Source organism: Sphingobacterium sp. JUb20 (assembly GCF_004342035.1).
Lineage (GTDB): Bacteria > Bacteroidota > Bacteroidia > Sphingobacteriales > Sphingobacteriaceae > Sphingobacterium > Sphingobacterium anhuiense.
The window spans coordinates 380,460-394,274 of sequence record NZ_SLYV01000004.1 but is presented as its reverse complement, the minus strand read 5'-3'; the positions used below and the strand labels follow the sequence as shown (position 1 = coordinate 394,274).

Here is a 13,815-nt window from a genome sequence, read left to right as displayed (position 1 = left end):
TCTATCATTACATAATTATTTTTAGCTAATGATTCTATTTACATCAAATTGCATGTAAATTTATGCCATGAAAGCACAAAGAATATTCTTCAGCATCCTAGTTATACTTTTATCCCAACTTTGTTTTGCTCAAAAAGTTGAAACTAAAAACCTTAAAAATGGTGATCTTATCTTTGTAGAGGCGGAACAAGAAAATCTATCTGGAGCTATAAACCGTGTGACACAACGTGACAAAAAAAATTCTTTTGATCACATTGGACTCTTAGAAGTTGAGCATGATTCTATTTTTGTTTTACACGCAAGTTCCAAAAATGGATCCATACGTCAAAACTTAAAAGATTTTTATGATTCTCAAAAAAATAATCAAAACAATTTAGTCGTTTACAGACTAAAAAAAGAATATCAGAAAGCTATACCCCTAGCGATAAAAACTGCAAAAAATATGCTGGGAAAACCGTACAATTGGAGCTATATTTTAAATGAAAACACTTACTATTGTTCCGATTTTATCGAAAGAGCTTTTAGAAAATCTCAAATTTTTACCTTAGAGCCCATGACCTTCATCAATCCTGCTACGGGTGAAATAGACAACTTTTGGAAAGATTTTTATAACAAACAAGGACTGGAAGTTCCTGAAGGAAAACTAGGTTGCAATCCCAATGGATTGGCAGCGTCAGAAAAATTAACAAAAATCGGTTTTCTAACACCCTTAAATTAATTAGAATATCATTAAAATTAATTTTTATCGTAACTTACGACCACCATCAAACATACAAATTATATGAGTCCAAGCCTAATCAACACGTTGAAGAAGCAATATAAAATACTTTCTGGAAAAATATCATCATTCAAGATCGAACATAAATGTCCACATGTTTGGTACGGAAATTCTTATGGTGGATTTTTTGTCAATCCAGATCTGCTGCATCCCGATGCGATTGTATACTCTTTTGGAATAGGACAAGACACTTCTTTTGATGATGCCATTATACAAAAGCACAATTGCCATGTCCATGGCTATGACCCAACACCGAAATCAATTGAATGGATAGCGCAACGATCAGATCTATCTCCCAAATTTCATTTTCATCCGTTCGGATTGGACAAGGAAACCAGAATAACCCATTTCAATTTACCAAAAAACAAAGAGCATGTCTCCGGCTCCATCATTAACCATCAAAATGTTGATGAGAATAATATGGTAGAAGTACAAATGAAATCACTTATAGATATTGTATCTGAAAACAACCATAGCTACATCGATGTGCTAAAAATGGATATTGAAGGCTCAGAATATTGCGTCATAGAAAGTATTCTAAATTCATCCATCGAGATCCGCCAGATTTTATTAGAAATACACGAAAGATTTTTTGATAATGGAATTGAAAAAACAAAAGAGTTATTAAACTCTTTACATCAACATGGATACAAAGTATTTGGGATTTCTGATACTTTAGAAGAAATTTCTTTTATTAAAGTCTCTAGTTAATATCATTTCAGAATTAATTATCTCATGGACATTTTCAAGGATTACATAAAAAAAAGAATAGCCGTTACAGAAGAACAACTTGAACAGATCACGTCTAGTTACACCCAAACACATGTAAAAAAAAAGAGCTTCATTCTGCAGGCAGGAGAAATATGCAATTTTGAAGGATTTGTAAAGAAAGGCTGTTTTAAAATTTTCTATTTGACTCCAAATGGAGAAGAACATATTTTATACTTCGCTATAGAAGAATGGTGGATATCAGATATTGCCAGCTTCAATGATCAAGAACCCGCTCAATTATATATTCAAGCTTTAGAAGATTCTGAAATACTAATAATCTCGAGAGAACAGAAAGAAAAACTCTTCACTAATTGTACTCAAGTAGAACGGCTATTCAGAATTATGTCCCAAAGAGCTCAAGTAGCATCACAACATCGCATCATTGCGGCTCTGGGATTTACGGCGCAGGAGCGCTATCTGGATTTTATTAAACGTTATCCAAAAATATACCCCAGAATATCTAATTTGCAGCTCGCATCTTATATCGGAGTTACACAAGAGTTTTTAAGCCGATTAAAAAGGCAGATCCTAAAACCAAAAAAATAGTACATTTTATTGATGTAGGTCAATTTTTAAAACAGCATTATTCGTCATCTTTGTACAAATTAATACAACAATTTATTTGTTTATCGACAAACATTTTAAACAAGATTACTGTTAAAAAAGATAAAAAGAAAGATTATGAATAATTTATTGAAAATTGTAGCAGCCACAGTCTTAATGATCAATGGCGCCTTAGCACAAGTAAAATGGAGTGCAGATCCTGCACATACAAACGCAAGATTTGATGTAAATCACTTAGGGATAAGCTTTGTCGATGGTGAATTCACGAAAGTATCCGGATCCATTGATGCTCCGAACAAAGAGAGTTTTGATAATGCAAAATTAGATTTCACGATTGATGTCAACAGTATTGACACACGAATAGATGCTCGTGACGGCCATTTAAAATCAGATGACTTTTTCAATGCAGAGAAATATCCAACAATGAAATTAAAATCTGTTTCTTTTAAACAGGGTAAAAAAGGAAAATATGTATTAATCGCCGATCTAACAATCAGAGATGTGACAAAGAAAGTTACTTTTGACGTTACTCAGAACGGAGGAATCATTACTGATCCTTGGGGAAAGACACGGGCTGGTTTCACTGCGAAAACTACTATTAATCGCTTTGATTTCGGAATGAAATATAATGATAAATTACCATCAGGGGTTGAAGCTGTCGCAGCAGATGTGGCTATCACAGTAAATACAGAAATCGTACTGAATTAAGAAAATAAACAGATAAAAGCCCTTAAGTAAATACTTAAGGGCTTTTATTTTAAAATCCATTCATCATGCCACCATCAAGTGGAATATTGGATCCGGTGAGGTAGCTCGCATACTCAGAACAGATGAAGGCGACAAGATAACCGTACTCCTCGGGTCTGCCCAATCTATTCATGGGAACTTGCTTCAATCGCAAAGACAAAGCCTCTTCATACGGTATATCTAGACGCTCCGCATCCATCTGTGTCAATGATTGAATGCGCGCAGTATCAAATAGACCTGTCAATATACTGTTAACTGTTATATGATGAACGGCAACATCTTTCGCTAATGATTTGCTCCAGCTCATTAATGCCGTACGCACTGTGTTCGATAATACCAAATTTGACATTGGCTCTTTTACAGTTAACGAAGAAACATTAATGATACGCCCATAACCCGCACTTTTCATATGAGGTAATGCCAGATCTGTCGTATAACAGTGAGTCTTAAATAATAAGTCAAATGCCCGTTGATAGTCTGCTAATGATTGATCTGCAATAGTGCCGGCCTTCGGACCATTGGTATTATTAATCAATATATCAACAACATGATGAGTAAAATACTTGGATATTACACGTTGGTATTCTTCAAAATCATTAAAATCTACGACAAGATAACGGTGCTGCTGTCCTCTACTCCTATCTAATGTAGCAAGTGCAATTTTCAGCTTCTCTTCATTTCGAGCCATTAAAGTGACAGATGCACCATGTAAGGCTAATTGTTGTGCTATTGCGCAACCTATACCACCAGAACTGGCACCAACCAATGCTTTCTTATTTTCTAAATTTATTTGTATCATATTATTTTATATCATGTCTAACCTCTATTGACTAATCTCGATTTTTAGCACGTATCATAGCTATAAATAGATAAATCGATAAAGAAAAAGAAGTTCCTAAAAATACCCATGCCCAAACTGGAATTCCTAAAAATTTAGGCTCAACATGCGCGATAATAACCATACCTGCAAGCATATTCAAGGACAAAACCATAATTCCGATTACAATACGGTTAACGCCTTTTCTTAAGATCTGGGTAAATGACTTAGCACTGATCAAGTGGTGATTAAGCGTGAAATTTCCAAGCTTTATTTGCCTAAATAAGCCTCTAAGATCATCAGGAAGTTTTTCAATATCACGAGCAAAAGAAAAAGCCTTATTCTTCCCTTTTTCAAATAAATATTTTGGATCCATTCGCTCCCGCATAATACGGTTTGCAAACGGTCTTATACTCTTCATAATATTCAAGTTTGGATTGAGTTGTCTACCAATTCCCTCCATTAAAGATATGCCTCGAATAAGCTGATAGATATATTCAGGAAAATAAAGACGGTTATCCCCAATGATCGTCCATAATTTATCAAATAATGACTCTAAACTGATATCTCCCAATGAGACGTTATCAATCAGATCAAAAATCTCATACAAAGAACGTTCAAATCTAGCACGATCGGGAATATTACTCACAACCGCCACATCTTCTATCGTATCAGCTAGATGCATCGCATTGGAAGAAACTGCCGCCTGGATAAACTCTTCTAAATTTTGTCGGTCTATACCTAACAATTTACCCATATTTCCAAAATCAATAAAAGCTAGTTTACCATTTGGAAGCACAAGTAAATTACCAGGATGAGGATCGCCATGAAAGAAACCATGTACGATCACCTGTTCTAAATAAAGATTGATACCATTATCTACAATCTCCTCTAAATCAAGTCCCATAGACTGCAACTTCTCCTTATCCGTCACTTTAACACCGTCCATAAATTCCATTGTCAGGATACGATCAGAACTTATTTTCGGATAAACTTTAGGAACACTGATTTTGCTGTTGCCCTTAAAGTTTTTGGCGAAACGCTCTATGTTATGACGTTCATTTAATAGCGAAATTTCCTGAACCAAGGTGGTTGCAAAAGAGTCAACAATTAATGGTAAATTAAGATTGTGCAAAGGTTCACTATAGCCTACCAAAATCCGGGCAATATCTCGCATTAAAGATAAATCCGTTTTCAGAATCTCATCGACTTGAGGCCTACGAACTTTAACAACAACATCTTTTTCATCCATGAGTTTCGCCTTATAAACCTGGGAAATAGAAGCGGCGGCAAAAGGTTCTGGATCAATAGAAGCGAAATGATCATCAAAAATAATATCCAGTTCCTCTTCAATATAACTTTTGATATCAATGCTAAATGGATCAACACGATCTTCCAAAAACTTCAATTCTTCAATAAGCTCTTGGGGCAATAAACCTTCGCGTGTAGAGGCAGACTGCCCAAGCTTAACGAATGCTGGCCCCAGCTCTTCTAAGGCCATACGAATACGTCTATAAACGGAAATATTCGCTACATCAACACCTATTTCTAAAGAAGTTTTACCGGTATTCCAGGGGAGCCTGTTTAAGATATCGCGAAATCCATATTTAGCAAGTACGCTAATGATATGAGAACTACGCTGTATTTTTTTAGCTGAATGCTGCATCATAACCTTTTATCCGATTAGATCATCAAGATACAAAAACCTTGCCCACAAATCGAATTGAGAAACTCTTTTAAAGATTGATAACTCAAAATAAAACAGTTTTATTACAATTACTCTTCCTCTAGGGCATCGATATTTTTTTTGATCATTTTCAAATATTTGCCATAGTAGTAATAACTCATAGACTCAATACAAACAACCAAACAAATCAAACCTGCAAAAACCCCAAGAATAAAAAATATGATAAACGAGGAATCATTTTCCCAAGTAGAACCAAAATGATAAATCTTATCTGCCCACTCCGCAGAATGACCTAAAGAGAAAAATATGAAACAAATAAGAATTCCCTGAGGAACTAATAAATAAGAAGACATTTTATAAGTTTCAATCGAAAATTTTAAATCGTAATACAACTTTAACAGATTTTCACGAGAACTTAATAGTTCAAATTGCTTTGTGGTTTTATAAAAATAAAAAAACTTTTTATAGTAAAATAGACTGGATATGCACATTTGAAGCAATAAAAAGTAATAGGCAACTTTTGTATATCCTGTGATCATATAGGTATCAATGTTAGGCAATAACATCAAAAATGTAATTGCACACAACCATGAGAAAAATTCCATTTTGATATTTCTCCTCAGTTTCACAAGAATGCTACCAACGGATTTATAATGATTAAGATTTGGATCAATCTCAAAATTATTTTCCGCTTGATTATTCCATTGTTCTTTTAATTCATCAAAATTCATAACCTTGTGTTTTAATAATCTGTTGCAATTTTTCTTTGGTTCTGTTCAATTTAACACGTGCATTTACTTCAGAGATACCGAGATTAATAGAAATATCGCGATGACTTTGTCCTTCCAAAAACAGAAAGATTAATGCTTTCTCTACAGGATTCAGATGTTGAACTGCTTGATAGAAATAACGTAACTGCTCCTCTTTTCTTTCCGAATCAAATTCATCTACGACATCAATATCAACAGTAAGTTCATGCTGATCAGGCCGGCGTTTCTCCTTTTTGAAATACATGAGGGCAGTGTTAATTGCCACACGATACAACCAGGTAGAAAATAAACTCTCCTTCCTAAAGGAGCCATAAGACCGCCATAACTGCATAACAATTTCCTGAAATAAATCCTGCTGATCCTCTAAGTTGTCCATATACATTCGAGACACCTTAATGATAGCACCTTTATTCTGCTCTATCTGTTTTAAAAATTGCTGTTCGTCTGGCTTTATCATTAATCGTGTAGCCTCTTAATGTAATTAAGTTTAATATACAGGATTAGTACCGCATTTTTGAAAATGTTACAGTCAATATTTAAAAAAAAGAATCTTTTGCATTTTATTCACTATTTTAGGTTGAAAACAAAAAATATCATCGTATGGATAAAATATTTTTTAAAGGTCAGGTATTATGGGCGCAGATTGATCCAAATCGGCATTTACGTCACTCCGCATATGCAGACTTCTGTGCACAAGCAAGAAGCAATATGTTAAATAAAATTGGATTATCTCTAGAGCAATTTGCTAAACATCACATAGGCCCCATCCTATTTAGAGAAGAGCTACTATATCATAGAGAAATTCATCTCGATGAAGAAATTTATGTTGAAGTAGAATTAACCAAATTCAATATTTCCAATAGCCGATTTTCTTTTAGGCATATCGTTTTTAAAGCAGATGGAACAAAAAGTGCTACCATTAATGTCGATGGTGCTTGGCTAGATTTAGAAAAAAGAAAATTAACATTCATTCCTCAAGAATGGAATCATTTTATGGATAAAATTCCTAAAGCGGACGATTACACAGAAATTTTAGAATAAAAAAAGCTTCAAGGAATTTACTCCTTGAAGCTTTTTTCAATAAACACATATTACTTAACTTCTATTAATCTTTTTGCTACAATAGCATCTTCTCTCTTGCCCACTGTCACTACTAAAACACCATCTTCGTAGACCGCGTCAATATTGCTGTGATCTACCGTTTCAGGCAATGCAAAAGATCTTGAAAAAGAAGTGTAATTAAACTCTCTTTTACTAAATAATTTCTCTTCACTTACTGACTCTTCTTTTTTCTCAGCAGATATAGTTATTATTTTTTTATCTACATTGATCTTAAAATCAGACTTCGTTAAACCTGGAGCAGCCAGCTCAATACGAAAAGCCTTTTCTGTCTCCGAAATGTTCACCGCCGGAACGCGGGAAATCAGACGATCCGAAATAAAAGAATCGTTAAACAAATTATCAAACACTGTACTTACAAATGGATTTACAGAATCAGTATTCAAGCTTTTTGTTGGAAATTTAATTAATGCCATTTTTTGTCCTCCTTTTATGTTTATACTTTATTTTTTATTAATCAATTTACATCAGTATTTCAATTCCCATACCAAAACATTAAAACAAAAAATACATAGACAAAATGTCTGAATAACTTATTTAAAGTTGACAATATGTCACTTTCGATATAAAGAAAGAAAATAACAAACTTAAAATCAAGCAATTTGAAAATAAAACTTTATTATCAAAAAAATATAAATTGTTTACACTTAGTTTTCAGCATAGAAAAATTGTAATTGATAGCGAAAAAAAAAGAAAAACAAAAGCTGAACATATAATTAGTGTTTATCAATCAAAATTTAGTTAAATTAGATTACAAAGATGTATTGACAATCATAACATAGAAAAATATGAAGTGGAATCCCCAAATTTACAATCAATTTAAAGATATACGCAATCAACCATTTTACGATTTAATCAATTTTATTACTGAAGAACCACAACAAAATTGTATCGATATTGGCTGTGGTACAGGTGAACAAACTTTTATCCTGTCCAACAAGTTAAAAAACGCGCAATTTCTAGGTGTTGATTCTTCAGAAGCGATGTTATCGGAGTCTTCACAATTTAAAAATGACAGATTAGCATTTAAAATAGCTACTACGAAGGATGTCCTCGATACAAAACAAAAATGGGACCTGATATTTAGCAATGCAGCATTACAGTGGTCTGATAACCATCAAACCTTATTTCCCGATCTTTTGTCGCTATTAAATCCCAATGGCCAAATTGCAATTCAAATGCCGATGCAATCGGATAATATCTTAAATCAAATTTTATTAACATTAGTGCAAGAACAGCCATTTAATGACTATCTCAGTGGATGGAAAAGAGAATCACCAATGTTATCAATAGATCAATATGCGGCAATTATGTATGACGCAGGATTGATAAATTTGCAAATTATTCAAAAAGTATATCCCATAATTGCACAAAGTTCACAAGAATTACTAAACTTTATTTCTGGCTCTGCTTTAATTCCTTATCTGGACAAACTACAGGAGGATCAAAAAGAAGAGTTTATTACGGTTTATAAAAGTCGTATCGAACAAAAATTTCCCAAATTTCCAGCCATATATGCCTTTAAACGACTGTTACTATATGGAAGAAAACCCGTGTAAGCTCTTATGCGCCTGCTCTCATAGAATTCCATAATTGGATTAAGGTTTTGAAAAATTAATAAAAATCTCTTTTCCTGCTCTTGGTGAAATACTATTGTAACACTTTTCCATTTTGTCGATGGAAAAAAAAGGTCTGAAAAGCTTTTCATAAGTAACAACATCACCTCCAAAAGGAGGCCCAGGTGCTTCAAATGCTTTATCAAAAAGTAAACCAACAATCCGACCCTGTGGTTTCAGCAAGGATAATACTTTTTGCACGTAATCGGCACGTCTTTCCGGTGCAATCGCACAAAAAAAAGTTTGTTCCAACAACAGATCATATTGTCTCTCGTGTTCAAAAAAATCTGTACAAAGAATCTTTATAGCAGGATATCCCGCAAATTTTTCAATCAATCCTTTAACTGCTTCTTCAGCAAAATCAATTAAAGTAATGTCAGTGAAATTATTCTCTAATAAGTAGACCGCTTCGTAGGCATTTCCGCAGCCCGCTATTAAAATTGCCGCATTTTTATTAGGGTATTGCGCCATATACGCGGTAATAGCCGGAGAAGCATAACCGATATCCCAACCGGTTTGATTGTTCTGCCACTTCGTATTCCAATAGTTTTGATCCAGGACAGGCTGTACTGTTTTAACTGGAAATTTTTTTTTAATCTTATTATTCATACACCTAATAATAAATAATGATCACTTAATACAACTGTTGAACATCTACGCTTACCTAATCAAAAGTCATATTTGTGCAATTTGAATAAATAAATTTAAAATAATTTTGCTTAGTGTAAAAATAACACTTATATTTGTGTCATCATAATTTAGGTTTATAATTGGTTATAAAGGTTTTCATTCTCCCCGTTTGAAAACCTTTTGTTTTTTAACAGAAAACCAAACTTATAACGTTAAAATTCACGTTTCAATTCCTTTAAACAAACATTTCATTCTATACTAAAATCGCTGGATAATTTTTTCACTACCTACTGTGTAATAACAAAATATCCAGCGACTAACTATGAAAGATCGAATCTTCACAAGAGCAATTATGCCGAAAAAGACTAATCACAATACGTTACGATTATATAGACTGCAATGCTAATTTGACATGTTCATCAATCAAAATTAGTCTTTTGCTCCTTCGTATATTATTATTCTTTTCAGGTACACTCAGATTGGGATCAAAAGAATACACTTGATTTCCTTCAACCGTTGCAACATCTGCTTTCCAACCATCCCATTGATAGTCTTGATAAAATAAACCAAGGTCTCCATTTAATGACCAATTAATGAAGTCTGCGTAACCGCATTCCAAACTTTCCCAACGCAAAGTATTTGGAGCAAAGTAATATATTTTACCTATCTCTTCCCCCAGCTCCCCAGCATTAATTGCAAAATATCCACCCAAAACATCATCAGCAATCAGTAAGAAGCCCCCTTTCTCTCCTTCATTGACATAGGTCTTACCTTTATTCCACTCCATCATACCTCTATTCAGCTTTGTGGAACCCGAACCTAAGATACGTAACCATCCATTTTCAATTAGAATACCCCCTGTTTCAAAAACAATAGCCCCCATCGGCGATTTAGTTGAAATCTGCAAGCGTAACAACTCCTCATCAGCTCGCTTAGAAACTCTTGGCAAAGTTTCAAAGGTATTCTTTGAATTTTCCATCCACTTTTGTACAAGTGCCCAACCAAATCCATCCTTATTTATTAAATCTTTTAATGTTTTCATCATCTAATCTTTTAAAAAAAACATACGGTGATGATAAATACATTATAACCTCCAATATTTTTCACTTATTATATTTTCAACTATTACTGATATGATAACCCCACTTTACCTTCATTGAATATAATTCAAATGGTACTATAATAAAACAGGGTAAAAAGTAATAGTGCGCATTTTTCTCCATCAATAACGTATAAGATGCTTTATGCTAAGCATAATATTCAATCTGTTTTCAAAATAGCAAGCAATACCTTATCCCAAAATCAAACAAAGAAAACGCTACTGCAAAGAAATAAAAAAGAAACGAATAACCCGTAAAAATTAAGGTTAAATCAAAATAGGATACAATTCGAAAAAAATATTAAAAAAAATTTGTCTTAGTGTACAAATAACACTATATTTGTGTCATCATAATTTAGGTTTATAATTGGTTATAAAGGTTTTCATTCTCCCCGTTTGAAAACCTTTTGTTTTTTAACAAAAAAACAACTTACCAATTCATACTTAGACTAAGAAGACAAGTCAATATTCTATTACCCCTACCATCATACTGTTCTCCATTCAAAAGAAAATACTGAAAAAACAGGAGCCTTTCGGAGCTAATTTTCCTACTTCTAGATTTCCGTATTATTTCTCTTCAAAAGTATTTAGCCAGACTTATCAATTGAAGTAATACATACACAATAAATATCCTAAACTTAAGTTCAACTTGATTAAAAATACAATAGAGGAACTGGAAAAAGACTGGTTATACTGGATCTATATCAAATAAGCATAGGACTTCTATGGACTTATTAATATTTTGGTAGGCGGAGAGATCAAGGAATCAGAATAATTAGCATCCATGACAAATTATTATTTTTAAATTCATACAACCTTAAAATTCAATTCTTATATTTCCATAATAATAAAGGATACCTATCTTTACTTATCTAGAAACAAGTCAACGAGCACGATAAAACTAGATGATGAACAAAGCTTTTGAAATAGACAAAAACTAACCATAAATAGAAAAACTATGAAAATTCAAAAAATGGTATTAAAACTATCACTTTTGTTAAGTTTTATACTCACAACTGAGCTTGCAACCGCACAACTTGGAGGCTTTCTCAATAAAGTAGGAAAAGTAGCAACAAGTAAGGGCACACAAGCGCTAGGTTTGGACAAACTACTCAAAGAACCCGAAGCGATATCCACGAATTTTGAAGATGTAGATAGAAAAGGTGAGCAGATGCCAAGTTTTCAACAAGATGCAAATTATAAGCCATTACAGGAACTTCCCAGAAACGCCAAAGATGGTTATATTTTACAGGCTGGTCATTTCGAGATGACAAACAAAAGCTACTGCTTAAAAGCGGGCACTCATGCGCCATCATCGGGAGATGGTTATATGTATGCACCCACCTTAGGTAAGAAAAAAGAAGTTGTTACAGCCATACTTAAAAGTGCTGAACAACATCCCGAAGTAAAACAAAGCGATATTCAGATGCTCTTATGGACAATAATAGCTAAAACAAAATTTATCGATTACGCTGGCTCCGTAAAAGAAACAGCATTGACATTGCTAACACCTAAACAACTTTTGCAACTAGAAGGGGGCGCACTTGGAATTTTACCTTTTGATGCAATGGCTGCTGCCAAAGAACAATTGCCTGCATCGCTGCGCGCAGTCTTTGAAGCTGAAAATAATATTAGAAGCCTAGTTTCTTCAGGTAATTACTCCTATGAAGAATTTGAACAATATGCAATTTTGGCGGGTATGGCTATGCCAAGAACAGATACACCAAGTGGAATTTGGACATTACATCCTGATGGTTACTATATTCGTTATTTCCCTAGTGGATATAGCATAACCCGTATTCAAATTTATGTACCTGAAGAATTAATAAAACCAGGTAAAAAATTAATCTATGATGCGACAGACGATATCTCATGTCCTGCAAATAATGGTTCCCAACGTTTAGCGCAAACAAACGAACCGATTCAAAATCATGAATAATTGAACAACCAAATAAAAAAGCCAGACATGGTTACTGTTTCTCACAATATGATAAAAACGCAACCTTTAAAATTAACGGGCTAATATCTTCCATGATGTTAGCCCGTTAAAATAAAAAAAATGCGAAGTTTTTACGCTCCGCATTTTCCTACAAACTAAATCACCAAACTAGTTTTTCTGCGACACATCCGATCGTTCCTTCTTTACCATTCGATTGACTGATCTTCGTCAGGAATCTCGGTGTTCAATCGCCGTTGTAAAATCAATGACCCCGTAACCTTATATTTAATAGCAACATTTGGAACCATCGTATAGTCGGTAAATTGATAGTCAATATTATTGATAGCAATGTAGCGGTGCAGTAGATAAGGCCTTACCGCATCCATCTGCTCTGAAATAGTATAACTGGCATCTTTATTCACTTTGAAATTCATGTTGGCATTATCAGCACGAAAGCTGACCCCACCAGTTTCATTAAAAGTTGCATAAATTTTATATTTACCACGATCTTGTCGTTCTTCATCTATGTTTCCTGCATAAAAGAAAATCGTATTTTCATCAACGACATAACTCCGAATTTCACTTTTAACAATAGGAGTTTCGTTTTCATATCCCTCCATATTTGTTTTCAAAGCTGTACCGCTATAGGTTCCCGAGTAATTGTTAAAAGGATAGATACGCAATAGAGCTTTACGATAATGTTTTCGAGGATTAGCTTTGTATCCATTGGACGCATCGTCCAAGATCGTTAATGGGAGAACCCACTTATCGACCATGTCAATATTTTTAAGCGTGAAATCTATTGGCATTAAAGCAGTGCTTTCACCAGCTTTTATATGAACTGCTGGAATCATTGAAAAGTATTGACTCATAAGCTCCCGGTAATAAAAATCTTCCCTGTTTTGAAAACGTTCATAATTCAACACCTTCAATGTATCGGGATCCACACGAACTTGAACAGTCATATTTTTATCATTGATAGTCGATCCGCTAACGATCATAGGTAGCATGAAAGTCGTTTTCTGATCTCCTTTATACCGCACATAGATATTAGAAACACCCTCAATTGTCAAAGGTGCTTTAAATGACACAAAATTTTCAAATTGTTCATCTTTCCATTCATCATTGCAGCCGCTAAATAAGAACAGCAAAGAGAGTAACAAGAGTTGTATATATCTTTTTTTCATTGGACAATTTATTTTTATAAGTGTAAATTATAAAGGGCATACAAGAGTTTAGTAACACTCTTTTTTTTTAAAGGCATTTATTTTAAGTACT

Annotated in this window: 15 protein-coding genes; 7 read left to right on the top strand and 8 right to left on the bottom strand. The window is 33.7% G+C overall.

The features are described from left to right. Positions 1 to 67: 67 nt before the first annotated feature. The 4 genes from EDF66_RS09255 to EDF66_RS09240 all read left to right on the top strand — a co-directional run bounded on the left by EDF66_RS09255 (position 68) and on the right by EDF66_RS09240 (position 2,821). Positions 68 to 718: a YiiX/YebB-like N1pC/P60 family cysteine hydrolase gene (locus EDF66_RS09255; protein WP_132770122.1), complete on the top strand. Its 651-nt coding sequence runs from the start codon at positions 68 to 70 to the stop codon at positions 716 to 718. A 63-nt stretch (positions 719 to 781) separates the two neighbouring features. Next, positions 782 to 1,489: an FkbM family methyltransferase gene (locus EDF66_RS09250; protein WP_132770124.1), complete on the top strand. Its 708-nt coding sequence runs from the start codon at positions 782 to 784 to the stop codon at positions 1,487 to 1,489. A gap of 24 nt (positions 1,490 to 1,513) precedes the next feature. Beyond that, positions 1,514 to 2,095, top strand: coding sequence for a Crp/Fnr family transcriptional regulator (locus tag EDF66_RS09245; RefSeq protein WP_132842149.1), 582 nt, complete (start codon positions 1,514 to 1,516; stop codon positions 2,093 to 2,095). A gap of 135 nt (positions 2,096 to 2,230) precedes the next feature. Next, positions 2,231 to 2,821 (top strand): YceI family protein, encoded by a 591-nt coding sequence (locus EDF66_RS09240; RefSeq protein ID WP_132770128.1) that lies wholly within the window; start codon positions 2,231 to 2,233, stop codon positions 2,819 to 2,821. A 49-nt stretch (positions 2,822 to 2,870) separates the two neighbouring features. Here the strand turns inward: EDF66_RS09240 and EDF66_RS09235 are convergent, their stop codons facing one another. The 4 genes from EDF66_RS09235 to EDF66_RS09220 all read right to left on the bottom strand — a co-directional run bounded on the left by EDF66_RS09235 (position 2,871) and on the right by EDF66_RS09220 (position 6,591). Further along, positions 2,871 to 3,659: an SDR family oxidoreductase gene (locus EDF66_RS09235; protein ID WP_243656021.1), complete on the bottom strand. Its 789-nt coding sequence runs from the start codon at positions 3,657 to 3,659 to the stop codon at positions 2,871 to 2,873. 31 nt (positions 3,660 to 3,690) lie between these two features. Next, positions 3,691 to 5,346: an ABC1 kinase family protein gene (locus EDF66_RS09230; RefSeq protein WP_132842148.1), complete on the bottom strand. Its 1,656-nt coding sequence runs from the start codon at positions 5,344 to 5,346 to the stop codon at positions 3,691 to 3,693. 107 nt (positions 5,347 to 5,453) lie between these two features. Continuing rightward, positions 5,454 to 6,095 carry a hypothetical protein gene (locus tag EDF66_RS09225; protein WP_132842147.1) on the bottom strand — a complete coding sequence of 214 codons (642 nt, stop codon included), beginning with the start codon at positions 6,093 to 6,095 and terminating at the stop codon, positions 5,454 to 5,456. After that, positions 6,085 to 6,591, bottom strand: coding sequence for an RNA polymerase sigma factor (locus tag EDF66_RS09220; RefSeq protein ID WP_021191223.1), 507 nt, complete (start codon positions 6,589 to 6,591; stop codon positions 6,085 to 6,087). Before EDF66_RS09220 ends, EDF66_RS09225 begins: the two co-directional genes overlap by 11 nt. Positions 6,592 to 6,734: 143 nt before the next feature. On the opposite strand from EDF66_RS09220, the gene EDF66_RS09215 reads away from it, so the two are divergent. Then, positions 6,735 to 7,175, top strand: a complete 441-nt coding sequence (locus EDF66_RS09215; protein WP_132770134.1) for an acyl-CoA thioesterase — start codon at positions 6,735 to 6,737, stop codon at positions 7,173 to 7,175. Between the two features lie 50 nt (positions 7,176 to 7,225). Here the strand turns inward: EDF66_RS09215 and EDF66_RS09210 are convergent, their stop codons facing one another. Further along, positions 7,226 to 7,669: an Hsp20/alpha crystallin family protein gene (locus EDF66_RS09210; RefSeq protein ID WP_021191225.1), complete on the bottom strand. Its 444-nt coding sequence runs from the start codon at positions 7,667 to 7,669 to the stop codon at positions 7,226 to 7,228. Between the two features lie 372 nt (positions 7,670 to 8,041). Between EDF66_RS09210 and EDF66_RS09205 the strand changes: the two genes are divergently transcribed. Next, positions 8,042 to 8,812 carry a methyltransferase domain-containing protein gene (locus EDF66_RS09205; RefSeq protein ID WP_132770136.1) on the top strand — a complete coding sequence of 257 codons (771 nt, stop codon included), beginning with the start codon at positions 8,042 to 8,044 and terminating at the stop codon, positions 8,810 to 8,812. A 39-nt stretch (positions 8,813 to 8,851) separates the two neighbouring features. On the opposite strand, the gene EDF66_RS09200 is transcribed toward EDF66_RS09205, so the two are convergent. Continuing rightward, positions 8,852 to 9,478 (bottom strand): methyltransferase, encoded by a 627-nt coding sequence (locus EDF66_RS09200; protein ID WP_132842146.1) that lies wholly within the window; start codon positions 9,476 to 9,478, stop codon positions 8,852 to 8,854. Between the two features lie 406 nt (positions 9,479 to 9,884). Further along, a complete protein-coding gene (locus tag EDF66_RS09195; RefSeq protein ID WP_207898564.1) occupies positions 9,885 to 10,544 on the bottom strand; it encodes a DUF2625 family protein in 660 nt (219 codons plus the stop codon). Between the two features lie 1,012 nt (positions 10,545 to 11,556). On the opposite strand from EDF66_RS09195, the gene EDF66_RS09190 reads away from it, so the two are divergent. Then, a complete protein-coding gene (locus EDF66_RS09190; protein WP_132770140.1) occupies positions 11,557 to 12,537 on the top strand; it encodes a hypothetical protein in 981 nt (326 codons plus the stop codon). 203 nt (positions 12,538 to 12,740) lie between these two features. On the opposite strand, the gene EDF66_RS09185 is transcribed toward EDF66_RS09190, so the two are convergent. Further along, the gene (locus EDF66_RS09185) at positions 12,741 to 13,724 is read right to left on the bottom strand and encodes a DUF4973 domain-containing protein (protein WP_132770142.1); all 984 of its coding nucleotides are present in this window, start codon (positions 13,722 to 13,724) and stop codon (positions 12,741 to 12,743) included. Positions 13,725 to 13,815: the final 91 nt, after the last annotated feature.

Bases quoted from the DNA above. Each gene is read 5' to 3' on its own strand.
- EDF66_RS09210 (WP_021191225.1), bottom strand. From the start codon at position 7,669: ATGGCATTAATTAAATTTCCAACAAAAAGCTTGAATACTGATTCTGTA.
- EDF66_RS09220 (WP_021191223.1), bottom strand. From the start codon at position 6,591: ATGATAAAGCCAGACGAACAGCAATTTTTAAAACAGATAGAGCAGAAT.
- EDF66_RS09245 (WP_132842149.1), top strand. From the start codon at position 1,514: ATGGACATTTTCAAGGATTACATAAAAAAAAGAATAGCCGTTACAGAA.
- EDF66_RS09255 (WP_132770122.1), top strand. From the start codon at position 68: ATGAAAGCACAAAGAATATTCTTCAGCATCCTAGTTATACTTTTATCC.
- EDF66_RS09235 (WP_243656021.1), bottom strand. From the start codon at position 3,659: ATGATACAAATAAATTTAGAAAATAAGAAAGCATTGGTTGGTGCCAGT.
- EDF66_RS09250 (WP_132770124.1), top strand. From the start codon at position 782: ATGAGTCCAAGCCTAATCAACACGTTGAAGAAGCAATATAAAATACTT.
- EDF66_RS09185 (WP_132770142.1), bottom strand. From the start codon at position 13,724: ATGAAAAAAAGATATATACAACTCTTGTTACTCTCTTTGCTGTTCTTA.
- EDF66_RS09215 (WP_132770134.1), top strand. From the start codon at position 6,735: ATGGATAAAATATTTTTTAAAGGTCAGGTATTATGGGCGCAGATTGAT.
- EDF66_RS09240 (WP_132770128.1), top strand. From the start codon at position 2,231: ATGAATAATTTATTGAAAATTGTAGCAGCCACAGTCTTAATGATCAAT.
- EDF66_RS09200 (WP_132842146.1), bottom strand. From the start codon at position 9,478: ATGAATAATAAGATTAAAAAAAAATTTCCAGTTAAAACAGTACAGCCT.
- EDF66_RS09230 (WP_132842148.1), bottom strand. From the start codon at position 5,346: ATGATGCAGCATTCAGCTAAAAAAATACAGCGTAGTTCTCATATCATT.
- EDF66_RS09205 (WP_132770136.1), top strand. From the start codon at position 8,042: ATGAAGTGGAATCCCCAAATTTACAATCAATTTAAAGATATACGCAAT.
- EDF66_RS09190 (WP_132770140.1), top strand. From the start codon at position 11,557: ATGAAAATTCAAAAAATGGTATTAAAACTATCACTTTTGTTAAGTTTT.
- EDF66_RS09195 (WP_207898564.1), bottom strand. From the start codon at position 10,544: ATGATGAAAACATTAAAAGATTTAATAAATAAGGATGGATTTGGTTGG.
- EDF66_RS09225 (WP_132842147.1), bottom strand. From the start codon at position 6,095: ATGAATTTTGATGAATTAAAAGAACAATGGAATAATCAAGCGGAAAAT.